The sequence below is a fragment of the Pseudescherichia sp. AS216 genome, assembly GCF_037152055.1.
Classification (GTDB): Bacteria; Pseudomonadota; Gammaproteobacteria; order Enterobacterales; family Enterobacteriaceae; genus Pseudescherichia.
The window spans coordinates 172139-190015 of the sequence record NZ_JBBCMV010000005.1 but is presented as its reverse complement, the minus strand read 5'-3'; the positions used below and the strand labels follow the sequence as shown (position 1 = coordinate 190015).

16 protein-coding genes are annotated in these 17877 nt (G+C 57.4%); 8 read left to right on the top strand and 8 right to left on the bottom strand.

Translation table 11 applies throughout. The features are described from left to right. Positions 1-64 precede the first annotated feature (64 nt). The 5 genes from WFN61_RS15835 (at position 65) to WFN61_RS15815 (ending at position 7541) form a co-directional block, all read left to right on the top strand. Positions 65-472 carry a YgiW/YdeI family stress tolerance OB fold protein gene (locus WFN61_RS15835; protein ID WP_337038924.1) on the top strand — a complete coding sequence of 136 codons (408 nt, stop codon included), beginning with the start codon at positions 65-67 and terminating at the stop codon, positions 470-472. Between the two features lie 118 nt (positions 473-590). After that, positions 591-2849, top strand: coding sequence for a DNA topoisomerase IV subunit A (parC, locus tag WFN61_RS15830; RefSeq protein WP_144817592.1), 2259 nt, complete (start codon positions 591-593; stop codon positions 2847-2849). Positions 2850-3030: 181 nt separating this feature from the next. Beyond that, entirely contained in the window at positions 3031-3774 is a 744-nt protein-coding gene (locus WFN61_RS15825) for a 1-acylglycerol-3-phosphate O-acyltransferase (RefSeq protein WP_312632699.1), read from the top strand. 45 nt (positions 3775-3819) lie between these two features. Beyond that, the gene (gene ftsP / locus WFN61_RS15820; RefSeq protein WP_312235685.1) at positions 3820-5232 is read left to right on the top strand and encodes a cell division protein FtsP; all 1413 of its coding nucleotides are present in this window, start codon (positions 3820-3822) and stop codon (positions 5230-5232) included. Positions 5233-5366: 134 nt separating this feature from the next. Then, positions 5367-7541 (top strand): YgiQ family radical SAM protein, encoded by a 2175-nt coding sequence (locus WFN61_RS15815; protein ID WP_337038923.1) that lies wholly within the window; start codon positions 5367-5369, stop codon positions 7539-7541. Here WFN61_RS15815 and WFN61_RS15810 read toward each other — a convergent pair. The 3 genes from WFN61_RS15810 to yqhD form a co-directional block, all read right to left on the bottom strand. Continuing rightward, positions 7538-9010, bottom strand: a complete 1473-nt coding sequence (locus WFN61_RS15810) for a DASS family sodium-coupled anion symporter (RefSeq protein WP_337038922.1) — start codon at positions 9008-9010, stop codon at positions 7538-7540. The two genes, WFN61_RS15815 and WFN61_RS15810, sit on opposite strands and share 4 nt — an antisense overlap. Positions 9011-9202: 192 nt before the next feature. Continuing rightward, entirely contained in the window at positions 9203-10030 is an 828-nt protein-coding gene (gene dkgA, locus WFN61_RS15805; RefSeq protein ID WP_257759003.1) for a 2,5-didehydrogluconate reductase DkgA, read from the bottom strand. Between the two features lie 104 nt (positions 10031-10134). Then, positions 10135-11298, bottom strand: coding sequence for an alcohol dehydrogenase (gene yqhD, locus WFN61_RS15800; protein WP_312632703.1), 1164 nt, complete (start codon positions 11296-11298; stop codon positions 10135-10137). Positions 11299-11490: 192 nt separating this feature from the next. Between yqhD and WFN61_RS15795 the strand changes: the two genes are divergently transcribed. Beyond that, positions 11491-12381, top strand: coding sequence for an AraC family transcriptional regulator (locus WFN61_RS15795; RefSeq protein WP_144817600.1), 891 nt, complete (start codon positions 11491-11493; stop codon positions 12379-12381). Positions 12382-12437: 56 nt separating this feature from the next. Here the strand turns inward: WFN61_RS15795 and yghB are convergent, their stop codons facing one another. Next, positions 12438-13097 (bottom strand): DedA family general envelope maintenance protein YghB, encoded by a 660-nt coding sequence (gene yghB, locus WFN61_RS15790; RefSeq protein ID WP_312632704.1) that lies wholly within the window; start codon positions 13095-13097, stop codon positions 12438-12440. Positions 13098-13228: 131 nt separating this feature from the next. After that, positions 13229-14416: a cystathionine beta-lyase gene (gene metC, locus WFN61_RS15785; RefSeq protein ID WP_312282452.1), complete on the bottom strand. Its 1188-nt coding sequence runs from the start codon at positions 14414-14416 to the stop codon at positions 13229-13231. A 277-nt stretch (positions 14417-14693) separates the two neighbouring features. Here metC and exbB point away from each other — a divergent pair, with 277 nt between their 5' ends. Together exbB and exbD are read left to right on the top strand one after the other, a co-directional pair. Continuing rightward, complete coding sequence (exbB, locus tag WFN61_RS15780) at positions 14694-15428, top strand: tol-pal system-associated acyl-CoA thioesterase (RefSeq protein WP_222889563.1); 735 nt, start codon at positions 14694-14696, stop codon at positions 15426-15428. A gap of 6 nt (positions 15429-15434) precedes the next feature. Next, positions 15435-15860, top strand: a complete 426-nt coding sequence (exbD, locus tag WFN61_RS15775) for a TonB system transport protein ExbD (RefSeq protein ID WP_312632706.1) — start codon at positions 15435-15437, stop codon at positions 15858-15860. Positions 15861-15921: 61 nt separating this feature from the next. Here exbD and WFN61_RS15770 read toward each other — a convergent pair whose 3' ends face one another. From WFN61_RS15770 to WFN61_RS15760, 3 genes are all read right to left on the bottom strand, one after another. Beyond that, the gene (locus WFN61_RS15770; RefSeq protein ID WP_144817604.1) at positions 15922-16818 is read right to left on the bottom strand and encodes an SDR family oxidoreductase; all 897 of its coding nucleotides are present in this window, start codon (positions 16816-16818) and stop codon (positions 15922-15924) included. A gap of 113 nt (positions 16819-16931) precedes the next feature. Beyond that, on the bottom strand, positions 16932-17381 hold the full coding sequence (locus tag WFN61_RS15765) for a cytoplasmic protein (protein WP_257759009.1): 450 nt from the start codon (positions 17379-17381) through the stop codon (positions 16932-16934). Continuing rightward, positions 17374-17787, bottom strand: coding sequence for a hypothetical protein (locus WFN61_RS15760; RefSeq protein WP_222889565.1), 414 nt, complete (start codon positions 17785-17787; stop codon positions 17374-17376). The genes WFN61_RS15765 and WFN61_RS15760 overlap by 8 nt, the downstream gene beginning before the upstream one ends. Positions 17788-17877 lie beyond the last annotated feature (90 nt).

The window sequence follows — 17877 nt, the reverse complement described above, 5'->3', positions numbered from 1 at the left end:
TAAGAACTCGTTAAGATCTACCCTGTTTAATGGAGCATGACTCGAGACAAAAAGGAGATACACGATGAAAAAATTAGCTGCTATTGCCGCCATCGCCATGATGGCCTCCGCCCCCGTTTTCGCTGCCGAGGGGGGCTTCAGCGGGCCATCGGCTACGCCAACCCAGACGCAAAACCAGACCCAGCCGGGCGGATTTGTGGATAACAGCGTCAGCCCGACCACCGCGGCGAAGGCGAAAGATCTGAAAGATGACAGCTGGGTGAAGCTGCGGGGCAACATTATCGAGCGCCTCTCTGACGATCGCTATGTCTTCCGCGATGCCAGCGGTACGGTCAATGTGGAAATCGATCAAAAACGCTGGAACGGCCAGAACGTGACCCCGCAGGATCAGGTTGAAATTCAGGGTAAAGTTGACAAAGACTGGAACGAGTTTGAGATTGAAGTGAAGCAGATCACCAAGCTCGCTAAGTAAATCGCTGAAGGGCCGGTTATCCGGCCTTTTTCTTGTGACTCAGGAGGGCAGATAAGGTAAAATCTGCGGCAATATTGCCCCTGAATAATTGGGTGCAAACGCTGAGGAATCACACGTAATGAGCGATATGGCAGAGCGCCTCGCGCTACATGAATTCACTGAAAACGCCTACCTAAACTACTCCATGTACGTCATCATGGACCGTGCGCTGCCGTTTATCGGCGACGGCCTGAAGCCGGTGCAGCGGCGTATCGTGTACGCCATGTCTGAACTGGGCCTCAGCGCCAGCGCAAAGTTTAAAAAATCCGCCCGTACCGTGGGCGACGTGCTGGGTAAATACCATCCCCACGGCGACAGCGCCTGCTACGAAGCCATGGTGCTGATGGCCCAGCCGTTCTCCTATCGCTATCCGCTGGTTGACGGCCAGGGGAACTGGGGCGCGCCGGACGATCCGAAATCCTTCGCGGCGATGCGTTACACCGAGTCGCGCCTCTCTAAATACGCCGAGCTGCTGCTGGGTGAGCTGGGGCAGGGGACGGTCGATTGGGTGCCTAACTTTGACGGCACGATGCAGGAGCCGAAAATGCTGCCTGCCCGCCTGCCAAACATTCTGCTGAACGGCACCACCGGGATCGCCGTTGGCATGGCGACGGACATTCCGCCGCACAACCTGCGCGAAGTGGCCCAGGCGGCCATTACGCTAATCGACCAGCCCAAGACCACCCTCGATGAGCTGCTGGATATCGTCCAGGGGCCGGACTACCCGACCGAAGCGGAGATCATCACCTCCCGGGCCGAGATCCGTAAAATTTACCAGAACGGTCGCGGCTCCGTGCGCATGCGCGCGGTGTGGAAAAAAGAGGACGGCGCGGTGGTGATTACCGCCCTGCCGCACCAGGTTTCTGGGGCGCGGGTGCTGGAGCAGATCGCGGCCCAGATGCGCAATAAAAAGCTGCCGATGGTGGACGACCTGCGCGACGAGTCCGATCACGAGAACCCGACCCGTCTGGTGGTGGTGCCGCGCTCCAACCGGGTAGATATGGATCAGGTGATGAACCATCTGTTCGCCACCACCGATCTGGAGAAGAGCTACCGCATCAACCTGAACATGATCGGCCTCGACGGGCGTCCGGCGGTGAAAAATCTGCTGGAGATCCTCACCGAGTGGCTGGCGTTCCGCCGCGATACCGTGCGCCGCCGCCTGAACCATCGCCTGGAGAAGGTGCTCAAGCGCCTGCATATCCTTGAAGGTTTGCTGGTGGCGTTCCTCAACATCGACGAGGTGATTGAGATCATCCGTGGTGAAGATGAACCTAAGCCGGTGCTGATGTCGCGTTTTGGCATTAGCGAAACCCAGGCTGAAGCGATCCTCGAACTTAAGCTGCGCCATCTCGCCAAGCTGGAAGAGATGAAAATCCGTGGCGAGCAGAGCGAGCTGGAAAAAGAGCGCGACCGTCTGCAAAGCACGCTGGCCTCCGAGCGCAAGATGAGCACCCTGCTGAAGAAAGAGCTGCAGGCCGATGCCGAGGCGTTCGGCGACGATCGCCGTTCGCCGCTGCACGAGCGTGAAGAGGCGAAGGCAATGAGCGAGCATGACATGCTACCGTCCGAGCCGGTGACTATTGTGCTGTCGCAGATGGGCTGGGTGCGCAGCGCCAAAGGCCATGACATCGATGCCCAGGGCCTGAGCTACAAAGCGGGCGACAGCTGGAAAGCGTCCGCAAAAGGCAAAACCAACCAGCCGGTGGTGTTTATTGATACCACCGGGCGCAGCTACGCCGTCGATCCGCTGACGCTGCCGTCGGCGCGCGGGCAGGGCGAACCGGTGACCGGCAAGCTGACGCTGCCGCCGGGTGCCACCGTTGAGCATATGGTGATGGCCGGTGAGGAGCAGAAGCTGCTGATGGCCTCTGACGCGGGCTATGGCTTCGTCTGCACCTTCAACGATCTGATTGCCCGCAACCGGGCCGGTAAGGCGCTGATCACCCTGCCGGAAAACGCGCATGTGCTGCCGCCGCTGGAGATAGTGGACGACAGCGACCTGCTGCTGGCGATCACCGCCGCCGGGCGCATGCTGATGTTCCCGATTAGCGATCTGCCGCAGCTGTCGAAAGGTAAAGGGAATAAGATCATCAGCATTCCGTCAGCCGAAGCGGCGAAGGGGGAGGATAGCCTGGCGCACCTCTTTATCCTGCCGCCGCAGAGCACGCTGACCCTGCACGCCGGCAAGCGCAAAATCAAAATGCGCCCGGAAGAGTTGCAGAAGGTGCACGGCGAGCGTGGCCGTCGCGGGACGCTGATGCGCGGACTCCAGCGTATCGACAAGGTCGAGATCGACTCGCCGCGTCGGGCAACCCCTGGCGACAGCGAAGAGTAATTCCTGTGTGCTTCTCCCCCTTCGCGCCGAAGGGGGAGCTATCCATAAAATTTCCCGTAAAGTCATTGTTAAATCGCAGGTTACGATTAACAATACCTTTTTCACGGACCCGATGGAACAAAGCCGTACGCCGTCAGCCGCTACACTATAATGGGCGGGTGTCCGGGCTTTCGAGGTAGCTATGCTATTCATTTTACGTGCAATCATTATTGTTATTTACAGCATCCTGGTCTGTATCTTTGGCTGTATCTACTGCCTGTTTAGCCCACGGAATCCAAAACACGTCGCCACCTTTGGCCATCTGTTTGGCCGTCTGGCACCGGTTATGGGCTTAAAAGTTGAGCTGCGTCTGCCGCCGGAGGCGGCGACGTATGGCAATGCGATCTACATCGGCAACCATCAGAACAACTACGATATGGTCACCGCAGCCAGCATTGTGCAGCCGCGCACCGTCACCGTTGGCAAGAAAAGCCTGCTGTGGGTCCCGTTTTTTGGTCAACTCTACTGGCTGACCGGTAACCTGCTGATCGACCGTGATAACCGCGCCAAAGCGCACGGAACCATCGCTCAGGTAGTCAAAAACATTCAAAAGCGCGATATCTCTATCTGGATGTTCCCGGAGGGTACACGCAGCCGCGGACGCGGGCTGCTGCCGTTTAAGACCGGCGCATTCCATGCGGCTATCGCCGCTGGCGTGCCTGTTATTCCGGTATGTGTTTCGAACACCTCCAATAAAATTAACCTTAACCGTTTAAATAACGGCCTTGTGATCGTCGAAATGCTGCCGCCGGTGGACACCAGCCAGTTTGGCAAAGATCAGGTGCGCGAGCTGGCAACCCACTGTCGTGCACTGATGGCGGAAAAGATTGCCGAACTTGATAGCGAAGTCGCCGCCCGCGAGGCCGCTGGCAAGCGCCAGATGTAGCCGTACCTTTTTACGCGCTTTAGTCCGTTTTACAGGGAGCAAGATATGTCACTCAGTCGGCGTCAGTTTATCCAGGCCTCCGGCGCTGCGCTTTGTGTAGGCGCGGTTCCGCTGCGGGCCAACGCTGCCGGACAGCAGCAGCCGCTGCCTGTACCGCCGCTCGTTGAATCTCGCCGTGGGCAACCGCTGTTTCTGACCCTGCAGCGGGCGCACTGGTCCTTTACGCCGGGTACCCGCGCCCAGGTGTGGGGCATTAACGGGCGCTATCTTGGGCCGACTATTCGCGTCTGGAGCGGCGATGACGTGAAGATGATCTACAGCAACCGGCTGGCAGAGAACGTCGCCATGACCATCAGCGGCCTGCAGGTTCCTGGCCCCCTGATTGGTGGCCCGGCGCGGATGATGTCTCCCAGCGCTGACTGGGCACCGGTGCTGCCGATCCGCCAGAGCGCAGCAACGCTCTGGTATCACGCCAACACGCCAAACCGTACCGCTGAACAGGTCTATAACGGCCTGGCGGGAATGTGGCTGATTGAGGATGAGGTGAGTAAATCCCTGCCGATCCCTAATCACTACGGCGTGGATGACTTTCCCGTTATTATTCAGGACAAGCGGCTTGATAACTTCGGCACACCGGAGTACAGCGAGCCGGGCAGCGGCGGTTTTGTTGGTGATACGCTGCTGGTTAACGGCGCGCAGAGCCCCTATGTCGAGGTGTCACGCGGCTGGGTGCGCCTGCGCCTGCTGAACGCCTCCAACGCCCGCCGCTATCAGCTGCAGATGAGCGATGGCCGGGCACTGCATGTTATCTCCGGCGACCAGGGCTTCCTGCCTGCGCCGGTATCGGTGAAACAGCTCTCGCTGGCCCCCGGCGAGCGGCGTGAAATTCTCGTGAATATGACCGATGGCGACGAGGTGTCGATCACCTGCGGCGAGGCGGCGAGCATCGTTGACCGCATCCGCGGTTTCTTTGAGCCATCGAGTATTCTGATCTCTACCCTGGTGCTGACGTTGCGTCCTACCGGGCTGCTGCCGCTGGTAACCGATACGCTGCCGCTGCGGCTGCTGCCGACGGATCTGATGAGCGGGGCAGCGGTGCGCAGCCGCGATATTGCCCTCGGCGACGATCCGGGGATCAACGGCCAGCTGTGGGATATCAAGCGTATTGATATTACCGCCCAGCAGGGGACGTGGGAGCGCTGGACGGTACGCGCCGATACGCCGCAGTCGTTCCATATTGAGGGCGTCAGCTTCCTGATCCGCAACGTCAACGGCGCGATGCCGTTCCCGGAGGATCGGGGCATGAAGGATACCGTCTGGGTGGATGGGCAGGTTGAGCTGCTGGTCTACTACGGCCAGCCTTCGTGGCCGCACTTCCCGTTCCAGTTCTTTAGCCAGACCCTGGAGATGTCAGACCGTGGCTCTATCGGCCAGCTGCTGGTGAACCCGGCTCCTTAACCTTATTGAAACCTGTAGGCCCGGTAAGCGCAGCGCCACCGGGCGTTAATCTGTCTGCATGAAACTTCTTCATTCTCCCCACTGTTCAAGCGTATAATCCCCGCCCTTTTGTTTATTTTTTCTTCGGAAGCATTATGAGCGCTATTTCCCTGATCCAGCCGGATCGCGACCTCTTCTCATGGCCGCAGTATTGGGCTGCCTGTTTCGGCCCCGCGCCGTTTTTGCCCATGTCACGAGAAGAGATGGATCAGCTTGGCTGGGATAGCTGCGACATCATTCTGGTTACCGGAGATGCGTATGTTGATCACCCGAGCTTCGGCATGGCGATCTGCGGACGGATGCTGGAGGCTCAGGGCTTCCGGGTCGGCATCATTGCCCAGCCGGACTGGAACAGCAAAGAGGACTTTATGCGCCTCGGCAAACCGAATCTGTTCTTCGGCGTTACCGCGGGCAACATGGACTCGATGATCAACCGCTACACCGCCGATCGTAAGCTGCGCCATGACGATGCCTATACGCCGGATAACGTAGCGGGCAAGCGCCCGGATCGCGCCACCCTGGCCTATACCCAGCGCTGTAAAGAGGCGTGGAAAGATGTGCCGGTGATCCTTGGCGGCATTGAGGCCAGCCTGCGCCGTACCGCGCACTACGACTACTGGTCAGATACCGTCCGTCGCTCGGTGCTGGTGGATTCCAAAGCCGATATGCTGATCTTCGGCAACGGTGAACGTCCGCTGGTTGAGGTCGCCCATCGTCTGTCGCAGGGCGAGCCGGTGGCCAGCATCCGTGACGTGCGCAACACCGCGATTATGGTCAAAGAGGCGCTGCCGGGCTGGAGTGGGGTAGACTCCCGCATCATTGATATGCCAGGCAAGATTGATCCGATCCCCCATCCTTACGGGGACGATCTGCCGTGTGCCGACAACAAACCTGTCGAACCCAAAAAGACCGAAGCGAAAGCCGTCGTCATCCAGCCGCCGCGTCCGAAACCGTGGGAAAAGATCTACGTTCTGCTGCCCTCCTTTGAGAAGGTGAAGGCTGACAAGGTACTCTATGCCCACGCCTCGCGCATCCTGCACCATGAAACCAACCCGGGCTGCGCGCGAGCGCTGATGCAGAAGCACGGCGATCGCTACATCTGGATCAACCCGCCGGCGATCCCACTCTCTACCGAAGAGATGGACAGCGTCTTTGCGCTCCCCTACAAGCGCGTGCCGCATCCGGCCTACGGCACCAGCCGCATTCCCGCCTATGAGATGATCCGTTTCTCGGTCAACATCATGCGCGGCTGCTTTGGCGGCTGCTCCTTCTGCTCCATCACCGAGCACGAAGGGCGCATTATCCAGAGCCGCTCTGAAGAGTCGATCATCAACGAGATCGAAGCGATTCGTGACACCGTGCCTGGCTTTACCGGCGTGATCTCCGATCTGGGTGGCCCGACCGCCAACATGTATATGCTGCGCTGCAAGTCGCCGCGTGCGGAGCAGACCTGTCGCCGCCTGTCGTGCGTCCACCCGGATATCTGTCCGCATATGGATACCAACCATGAGCCGACGATCAACCTCTACCGCCGCGCCCGCGATCTGAAGGGGATCAAGAAGATCCTTATCGCGTCCGGCGTGCGCTACGATATCGCCGTGGAAGATCCGCGCTATATCAAAGAGCTGGCGACCCATCACGTGGGCGGCTACCTGAAGATTGCGCCAGAGCACACTGAAGAAGGCCCGCTGTCGAAGATGATGAAGCCGGGGATGGGCAGCTACGACCGCTTCAAAGAGCTGTTTGATACCTACTCGAAGCAGGCCGGTAAAGAGCAGTACCTGATCCCGTACTTTATCTCCGCGCACCCAGGAACGCGTGATGAAGATATGGTGAACCTCGCCCTGTGGCTCAAAAAGCACCGCTTCCGCCTCGATCAGGTGCAGAACTTCTATCCGTCGCCGCTGGCCAACTCGACGACCATGTATTACACCGGCAAGAACCCACTCGGTAAAATTGGCTACAAGAGTGAGAACGTCGTAGTGCCGAAAGGCGAGAAACAGCGTCGCCTGCATAAAGCGCTGCTGCGCTATCACGATCCGAAAAACTGGCCGCTGATCCGCCAGGCGCTGGAAGAGATGGGTAAAAAGCATCTGATCGGTAGCCGTCGCGACTGCCTGGTGCCCGCGCCGACGCTGGACGAGATGCGTGAGGCAAAACGCCAGAACCGCCATACACGCCCGGCGCTCACCAAGCACACGCCGATTGCCCACCAGCGCCAGACGCCGGCAGGCAATAAAGTGCGCAGCAAGGCTGGCGCTAAAGGCTAATACAGCCCAATCATCTTCCACCAGGCGAGTCCGACGCTAATAAAGACCGCCTGGTTGAAGAGGCTGACCAGAAACCCCGTGCGCCACCAAACCCCGGTGGGCACGTAGCCCGCACCGAACAGGATCGGGCCGCGAGCGTGGGTGTACTGAGTCAGGGAGCAGTAGAGGCTGCTGGTAAACGCCAGCATCAGCGCGCACGGCGCTGCCGGGATCCCCAGATGCAGCCCGACGCCAAGAAACACTGCGTAGAGCGCGGCAATCTGCGCGTTGCCGCTGGCAAAAAAGTAGTGGGTGTAGAAGTAGGCCGCGTTCAGCAAGAGCAAAACCACCACCCAGCTGGTACCGTGCAGCGAGCTGGCAAGGCTATCGCCAATCAGATTACCAAACCAGGTGGTGAACCCGAGTTTTTTCAGCTGGTTGGCCATCATCAATAGCGCTGCAAACCAGATCAGCGTATCCCATGCCCCTTTTTCGCTCTTCACATCTTCCCAGCTCAGCACGCCAGAGAGCAGCAGAATGGAGAGGCCAACAAACGACGCCGTTGTCGGGTCGATGCCGAGCGCATCGCCAAAAATCCACAGTATCAGCAGCACCACCACCGTAGCGAGCATCAGCCACTCGCCGCGTGACATGCTGCCCATCTGCGCCAGCTCCTGACGGGCCAGCGCTGGGGCATCAGGCGTATGGCGGATCGTCGGGCGGGTAAGCCAGTAGACCAGCAGTGGGACGATCAGTAGCGATACCAGGCAGGGCAGCAGGGCAGCCATAAACCAGCTTCCCCACGTCAAGGTTACACCGGCGTTAGCCGCCAGCTTCACCGCCAGCAGGTTGCCGGTATAGCCGGTCATGAACAGTGCGGCAGTGACGTCGTTGACGTTGCCGATACAGGTAATGAGAAAGGTGCCGATTTTACTGCGGGATTCGTCATCCGGGCGAGAGCCAAAGCTGCGCGCCAGCGAGTCGGCAATGGGGTAGATGACACCTCCGCAGCGGGCGGTATTGCTGGGCATTGCCGGGGAGAGGATCAGATCGGCAAACGCCAGCCCGTAGGCCAGCCCCAGGGTACGTTTACCCAGCAGGCGGATCATCTGTAGCGCGATCCGCCGCCCGAGGCCGGTTTTAATAAAACCGCGGGCGATCATAAAGGCGACGACGATCAGCCAGATCAGCGAGCTATTCAGTTCGCTGAGCGCCGTGGTAATGGCCCCGCTGGCGGTGGTGTCCCCGGCGGCATAGGCCAGTGCAAAGACGGTGATGCCGATAATGCCCACTGCGCCAATCGGCAGCACCTTTGCCACAATGGCGGCAATGGTTGCCACAAAAATCAGAGCCGAGCGCCAGGCCGCTACGCTCAAGCCAGAGGGAGGTGTCAGGTGCCAGAGAGCCGCCGCAGCGGCAACGATGATGATGAGCGGGAGCCAACGGACGCCCGACGTTTTTGTTTCCGCCACAGCTATATCCTTATTCATCGTGCGGATGAAATATAAAAATGAAATAGATTTTATGAATAATCAATGGGTTATATCGATAATATGCTGCATTGAGGCGGGTAAGAAATACACCTAATAATGAAGTGGAATTGTTGCAGGATATTTCTTGTGCAGGGCGATGGGCAATAAAAAACCCGGCGCACAGGCCGGGTTGAAAGATTGCAGAGGCGCTTAGCCGCCGAACTGATCCGGATCCGGACCAAGGCGTTTGCCTTGATCAAGCTTCGCGATTTCGCTCAGTTCGTCTTTATCGAGGCGGAAGTCCCACACCTTGAAGTTTTCCGCAATGCGTGCCGGGGTAACCGATTTCGGGATCACCACCAGGCCCTGGTCAAGGTGCCAGCGGATCACGATCTGCGCCGGGGTTTTGCCATACTTATCAGCCAGCTCGCGAATGATCTTCTGATCGAAGACGCCTTCGCCGCCCTGGGCCAGCGGGCTCCAGGATTCGGTCTGGATCTTGTGAGTGGCGTTCCAGGCATGAAGCTGACGCTGCTGTAACAGCGGATGCAGCTCGATCTGGTTGATCACCGGCGTCACGCCAGTCTCATCGATCAGACGCTGCAGGTGGCTAATCTGGAAGTTACAGACGCCGATGCTCTTCACCAGCCCCTGCTCCTGGAGCTTGATCATCCCCTTCCAGGCTTCAACGTAACGATCGCTAGCCGGTACTGGCCAGTGCATCAGGTAGAGATCAACATGATCGAGCTTCAGCTTGTCGAGGCTCGCCTGCAACGCTTCCTGAGGACGAGTCTGATCGTCATTCCACAATTTCGTGGTGATAAACAGATCGCTACGCGGGATCCCGGCGCTTTCGATAGCCTTGCCGACGCCCTCTTCATTTTTGTAGGCTGCAGCGGTATCAATCGAACGATAACCCACCTCCAGTGCCTTATGAATGGCGGAGATGACCTCCTCATTGCCCGCTTTCCATACGCCGAGGCCCAGCTGCGGCATGATGTTGCCGTCCTGAAGCTTAATCACGGTTGGATTTGCCATGCATTCCTCCTTATATGAAATCCACCCGGGCTGGCCCAGGTGGAGTTGAGTGACTTAAGTCTGGACGAAAAGCCCAAAAACGAAAGTATTAGAAGAAAAAACCTTTAACGCGCGGCTTCGTAGATGCGACGGCTAACGTCGAGGGTAATATCCTGATGTTCGCCTAGTTGGGTCATGCCGTGCTCGTTCAGCTTCTCAAGCAGTGCAGGGATAGAGCTACCGTCGAGGCCGTAGCCAGAGAGGCGGGTCGGGACACCCATCTGCTCGAAGAAGCTACGCGTGGCGGCAATGGCCGCGTCAATGCGCTCGTCATCGCTGCCTTCGGTAATGTTCCACACGCGCTCGGCGTACTGCAGCAGCTTGCCGCGTTTGGCGTCGCGTTTTTCATTCCACAGCGCGGGCAGGACTACCGCCAGCGTTTGAGCGTGATCCAGGCCGTGCATCGCTGTCAGCTCGTGGCCCAGCATATGGGTTGCCCAATCCTGCGGTACGCCTGCGCCAATCAGGCCGTTCAGCGCCTGGGTTGCCGCCCACATCACGTTGGCGCGTACGTTGTAGTTTTCCGGCTCCTGCAGCGCTTTCGGGCCATCCTCGATGAGCGTCAGCAGAATACCTTCCGCGAAGCGATCCTGAATTTTGCCATCGACCGGATAGGTCACGTACTGCTCAACGGTATGGACAAAGGCATCCACCACGCCGTTTGCCACCTGACGCGGCGGCAGGGTGTAGGTGTAGACCGGGTCAAGAATGGCGAATACCGGCTGGACGAACGGGGAGTGGAACGCCTGCTTGTCGCCGGTGGCTTTACGGGAGACGACCGCGCCTTTGTTAGATTCGGAGCCGGTGGCCGGCAGGGTCAGCACGGAGCCCATCGGGATCGCGCTTTTGATTTCGCTACCGCCAGTTTGCAGAATGTGCCACGGATCGATGCCGTCAGCGTAGTGCGCAGCGGCAGCGATAAATTTCGTGCCGTCCAGCACCGAGCCGCCGCCGACCGCCAGCAGGAAGGTGATCTTCTCTGCCCGGGCAATGGCTACCGCTTTCATCAGCGTTTCGTAAGAGGGGTTCGGCTCAATGCCGCCAAACTCCAGCACGTCGAGGCCGTGCAGTGCACTATAGACCTGATCCAGCACGCCGGTTTTTTTGACGCTGCCGCCGCCGTAGGTGATCAGCACGCGGGCACCTGCCGGGATCTGGTCGCGCAGATCGGCAATAGCGTTTTTACCAAACAGGATGCGGGTGGGGGTATGCAGATTAAAGTTATTCATGACGCTTTCCCTTGTATCGGTGAAAAGACAAACGGCAGCGGGCTGCCTGCTGGAGACTATTGTGGTCCGCGCGTCCGGCGCTCTCAATGCACATTCCTGCCGATGTCTTGCCCATTTCTCCCGCCCACTGGAGAAAACGCACAAAAGCGCGCACACTGGACGCAATAAAAAACGCGAGTGGAGTGGGATGAAATGAACCGCGAAGCGATCTGCCTTCAGCTGACGGAGCAAATTAAGCAGCTGAAAAGTAATGAAAACAGGCTCAGCGCTCTGTTGCCCGACGTGCGTCTGCTTTATGGCACCCAGCCGGGGACACGTACGCCAGTCATGTACCAGCCAGGCATCGTGATCCTCTTTTCCGGGCATAAAATCGGCTATATCAACGATCGTGTCTTTCGCTACGACACCAATGAGTATCTGCTGCTTACCGTGCCGCTGCCCTTTGAGTGCGAAACCTTCGCCACGCCAGAGGTGCCGCTGGCGGGGATCCGTCTGAACGTAGATATTTTGCAGCTGCAGGAGCTGCTGATGGACATCGGCGAGGATGAGCATTTTCAGCCGGCCATGGCGGCAAGCGGCATCAATTCGGCTACGCTATCCGGGGAGATCCTTTGCGCCATCGAGCGGCTGCTGGACGTCATGGCCCGGCCGCTGGATGCGCGGATTTTGGGTAAGCAGATCGTGCGTGAAATCCTCTACCATGTGCTGACCGGGCCGTGCGGCGGGGCGCTGCTGGCGCTGGTAAGCCGCCAGACCCACTTTAGCCTCATCAGCCGGGTGCTGAAACGTATCGAAAGCCAGTACACCGAGAGCCTGAGCGTGGACCAACTGGCCGCAGAAGCGAACATGAGCGTGTCGGCGTTTCACCATAACTTTAAATCGGTGACCAGCACCTCGCCGCTGCAATATCTGAAGACCTACCGCCTGCATCGGGCGCGAATGCTAATGATCCACGACGGTATGAAGGCCAGTGCGGCGGCGATACGCGTTGGCTATGAAAGCCCTTCGCAGTTCAGTCGCGAGTTCAAGCGCTACTTTGGCGTGACGCCGGGAGAGGATGCAGCAAGGATTAGAGGGGTATGAGGACGATCCAGGCCGGATAAGCACAGCGCCATCCGGCTTTTACCCTAATGAAGAGATCACGCGTTGCAGTATTTCTTCTTAATCACCACCACCAGCGTGCCCAGCAGCCCGGCGATCAGCAGGAATACCGGCAGGATCATCAGGAAGGTCATGACCTGATCTTCATGACGCTTCACGAAGGGGATCATGCTCAGGGCATAGCCGAGGCCGGTAACCACGCCTACCCACAGCAGGGCGCTCAGCCAGTTAAACAGCTGAAAACGACGGTTTGACAGCCCGGAGATACCGGCCATGGTCGGCAGCAGGGTGCGCACGAAGGCGAGGAAGCGCCCGGCCAGCAATGCCAGCAGGCCATGCCTGTCAAACATGCAGGTGGCACGTTGGTGATACTTGGCCGGCAGCTGCGCCAGCCAGCCCTTAACCACCCGCGTATTACCGAGCCAGCGGCCCTGGATATAGCTCAGCCAGCAGCCAAGGCTGGCGGCAGTGGTCAGGATCACCAGCGCCGGGACAAAGTCCATCACGCCGCGGGCGATCAGCGCCCCGGTCAGCAGCAGCAGGCTGTCGCCGGGCAGGAATGAGGCAGGAAGCAGTCCATTTTCCAAAAACAGCGTCGCAAACATAACCAGGTAAACAACGCCAACAACATGTGGATTAGCTAACGCTGCGAAATCGTGTTGCCAGAGCGCAGCGATAATTTCTTGAATAACAGCCATGGACATTCCTGTGGAACCGCGTAATTAAGGCTTATTGTACTCCTGAAATGCCCGCAGCACCTTGATCGTTAGCGCAAGAAATGCAGACAATTCCACTGGTTTTGTCTAAATTTGTACCAGCCTCATACACTTTACACGATACGCTCGAATCCTGCCGCTAAATCAGCCATCAGATCGTCAACGTTTTCTAAACCAATATGTACGCGGATTAGCGTCCCGGTGAAGTCAACTTCTCCCTCAGGACGGATGGCGGCAATCTGCTCCGGCTGGTTAGCGAGGATCAGTGACTCAAAGCCGCCCCAGGAGTAGGCCATGCTGAACAGGCTGAAGTTATCCAGATAGGCCGCCAGCTCGTCGTTGCTCAGGCGTTTGTTCAGCACAAATGAGAAGAGACCGCTGCTGCCGGTAAAGTCCCGCTTCCAGTACTCATGGCCCTTGCTGCCCGGTAGGGCAGGGTGGTTCACCTGCGCCACCTGCGGATGCGTCGCCAGCCACTCGGCAATCGCCAGGCTGCTCTCCTGGTGCTGACGCAGGCGCACGCCCAGAGTGCGCAAGCCGCGGCTGGTCATGTAGGCGGTGTCCGCATCCACCATCTGGCCCATCAGATAGGCATTCTCGCGCAGCTGATCCCAGCAGCGGGCATTGGACACCGCCGTGCCAACCATCGCATCCGAGTGACCAATCAGGTACTTGGTTCCGGCCTGGATGGAGATATCGATTCCAAACTCCAGCGCCTTAAACAGGATGCCCGCCGCCCAGGTATTGTCGATCATGATGATCGCCTCTGGGGCCACGCGTCTGACCGCCGCCACAATCGCCGGAACGTCGTGGACTTCCATGGTGATAGAGCCGGGCGCTTCGAGAAACACCACTTTTGTATTGGGCTGGATCAAATTAGCGATATCCGCACCGATCAGCGGATCGAACCAGCCGGTCGTAACGCCGAGCTTCGCTAAAATTTTGGTACAGAAGTCCTGCGTTGGCTCATAGGCAGTGTTAGTTATCAGGACATGGTCGCCCTGCTCAACAAAGGCGAGGAGAGTATTTGCCACGGCGGCCGCGCCGCAGGGGAAGAGCGCGCAGCCTGCGCCACCCTCGAGCTCACACATCGCTTCCTGCAGGGAGAAGTGAGTCAGCGTTCCCCGGCGACCGTAGAACAGTTCGCCTTTGGCCCGACCGCGCGTTGCCTGCTTCTTGGCTTCCACCGTGTCAAAGACCAGCGACGAGGCGCGCTGGATCACGCTGTTTACTGAACCCTGGGTGTATTTTTTACTGCGTCCGGCATTTACCAGCGCGGTATCAATGTGCTTCGCTGTCATCTTCACGCTACCCTGATTTTTATACGTCTGGATGTCCAGACTACCACGGCAGGAGGTAAATTGGCCCCTGTAAGCACAGGGAGAGCGAAATTTTTTTAATACGATGTTGAATCGAAAACTCTGAAAATTACCTTTACCGCCTTTTTTACTGCGTAAGCGCAAGGAAACTTTGTCAAAATTAGGCCAGTATGTAAATACTAATGAGAACTACTATCAATTCGATGCTGTTTTGATATTATTACGCCAAGATTTTGTGATTTGCGTCCGGAGATACAGAGTGGGTAATAATTTGATGCAGACGGATCTCTCCGTTTGGGGTATGTATCACCATGCCGATATCGTCGTGAAGCTGGTGATGATTGGTTTGATTCTGGCGTCCGTAGTTACCTGGGCCATTTTCTTCAGCAAAAGCGTGGAGATGTTCTCACATAAGCGCCGCCTTAAGCGCGAGCAGAAGCTGTTAAGCGCAGCGCGCACGCTGGATCAAGCAAGCGAAATCGCAGCCGGTTTCCACGCCAACAGCCTGAGCACGCTGCTGCTGAATGAAGCGCAGAACGAGCTTGAGCTCTCCGCTGGCTCGGAAGATAACGAAGGCATCAAAGAGCGTACCGGCTTCCGTCTGGAGCGTCGCGTCGCCGCTGTGGGCCGGCATCTGGGGCGCGGTAACGGCTTCCTCGCTACCATTGGGGCCATCTCACCGTTTATCGGCCTGTTTGGTACCGTATGGGGCATCATGAACAGCTTTATCGGTATCGCCCAGACGCAGACCACTAACCTCGCTGTCGTGGCACCCGGCATCGCCGAGGCGCTGCTGGCAACGGCTATCGGTCTGGTGGCTGCTATTCCGGCCGTTGTGATCTACAACATTTTTGCTCGCTCTATCGGCGGCTATAAAGCCATGCTGGGCGATGTCGCCGCGCAGGTGCTGCTGCTGCAGAGCCGCGATCTCGACCTGGCTGCCAGCCCGTCGGCTGCGCCGGTTCACTCCGCACAGAAATTACGTTTAGGTTAATTCCGTATGGCAATGCGTCTTAATGAAAATCTGGACGATAACGGTGAAATGCATGAGATCAACGTGACGCCGTTTATCGACGTCATGCTGGTGCTGCTGATCATCTTCATGGTGGCGGCCCCGCTGGCCACCGTTGATGTGAAGGTAAACCTACCGGCCTCTTCCAGTCAGCCGCAACCGCGTCCGGAGAAGCCGATCTACCTGTCGGTGAAAGCGGATAACAGCATGTTTATCGGTAACGATCCGGTGACCGAAGAGACGATGGTTAACGCGCTGAATAGCCTGACCGAAGGTAAGAAGGACACCACCGTCTTCTTCCGGGCGGATAAAACCGTCAATTACGAAACGATGATGAAGGTGATGGACACTCTGCATCAGGCAGGCTATCTGAAGATTGGTCTGGTGGGTGAAGAGGTCACGCGCGCCAAATAAGCGCGGTGTTCAGACAAGGAGAAGGGGGCCATGGCGGCCCCCTTTTTTATTGCCTACAAAACTAGCTCAAATGCATTCCGCCAGTGACACCGTGTACTTCGGCAGTCACGTAGCTCGACTCCTGGCTTGCCAGGTAGACGTAAACAGCAGCGACCTCAGCAGGCTGCCCGGCGCGTTTCAGCGGTGTAGACTGGCCAAACTGCGGCAGCTTCTCCTGCGGCTGGCCACCGGAGATCTGCAGCGCAGTCCAGACTGGACCTGGGGCAACGCTGTTCACACGAATGCCTTTCTCGGCCACCTGTTTTGCCAGCCCGCGGGTAAAGTTTAGGATTGCCGCCTTGGTAGAGGCATAGTCCAACAGGGTCGCGTTTGGCTGGTAGGCTTCCACCGAGGAGGTGGTGATAATGCTGGCACCCGGCTGCAGGAACTTCAGCGCCTCCTGCGTGATCCAGAACAGCGAGAAGACGTTGGTTTTATAGGTCTGCTCAAACTGCTCTGAGGTAAGATCGGCAATATCTTCCACGGCGGTCTGTTTACCGGCAACCAGCGCCAGGATATCTAAACCACCCAGCGCATCGCGCGCCTGGTTAACCAAGGAGCGGGTAAAGGCTTCATCGGTCAGATCGCCTGGGATCAGCACCGCTTTGCGCCCTTCCGCTTCAATCAGCGCTTTGACTTCCTGCGCATCCTCTTCCTCAGCGGGCAGGTAGTTGATAACCACATCAGCGCCTTCACGCGCGTAAGCGATGGCGGCAGCGCGTCCGATGCCGGAGTCGCCCCCTGTCACCAGTGCCTTACGATCCTTAAGGCGGCCGCTACCTACATAGCTCTTCTCGCCACAGTCTGGGACGGGATCCATTTTAGCCTGCACCCCTGGCGCGGGCTGTTTCTGCTTCGGAAATCCCTCAGTGTAATACTGTGTAGTGGGATCCTGAATTTTCGTCTGGTCGTTTGCCATAAGTCGTCTCCATCTGTGATACATCCTGATTAAGGATAGATGCTTATAGGGGAAATGCAGGCGATTCGGACGATTTCCTATGGCTAGCGATCGCGGCCTAAGCTCTTGCGAGGTTATGGTTTGGAGGAGGTAGAGGGGCGCGCAGGCATGCTTTCCTGCTCTTCAGGAAGTGCAACCACATTGACGTTGCCGGTGCGATACTCGCCATCAGCAAGTTTGCGAGTGAGCCGTAGCGTGGCGGCTTCACGCTCCAGGATGTGCTGGTAGTTTGTTTCCAGCGTTGTCATGATCTTTTCCTCCAGGTCGGGACAGAGGGCGATAATTTCATTGATTGCCGCGCCGTAGATCTCCTCTTTAACCTGTAGGGCATAGATCTCACGGCGGTTCTGCCACTTCAGCTTTATCAATGCCGCCGGGATAGAGACTGACTCTCTGGCAATACGCTGAATCGTCTCATTTTTATTTTGAATTAACGCATCCAGATTTTGCTTTAAGATAAATTCATCCGTTTTTGTCTCATCTAAAGTCAAATAGACATTGTTATTCTTAATTTCTTTATCCACGCGAATCGTCCTGTAGCGTATAAAACATAGGCATATCTTTTTCGTGGGTGATGAGATTAAGCCAAATTTCATTTCCAGCATCATTAATCTCACTGGTTTTTTTTGCGATTATTTGACTTAAAAGCTGTGGGTCGATGTCGCCTGCGCCCTGGAGATCGTTTAGCAACCGACGAAAGCATTCAATTTTTACCACCCGGTATAGCCTGTCTTTTATATGACGGTCACGCTCTTCCAGCAACATATTACGTGATTGCCGGGTAGGGTTCACGTTAGTTAATATATCGCTTTCATAATCTGCGAGCGTTGTTTTCCCCTGGGCTAAATTGACATCTTTTTCTGCTTCTCCCGCGTCTGTTTTCTCCGTGCAAACGTGAAAACGTGCCGGGACAAGGTTCTCGGGCAGCATCGATAATATCCTGTTATTTCAACGAGGTGGAGAAGGTTAGGGCGTGAGTGTCGTTGACAATATCATGGAGCAATTTTAAAATCAAAAAAA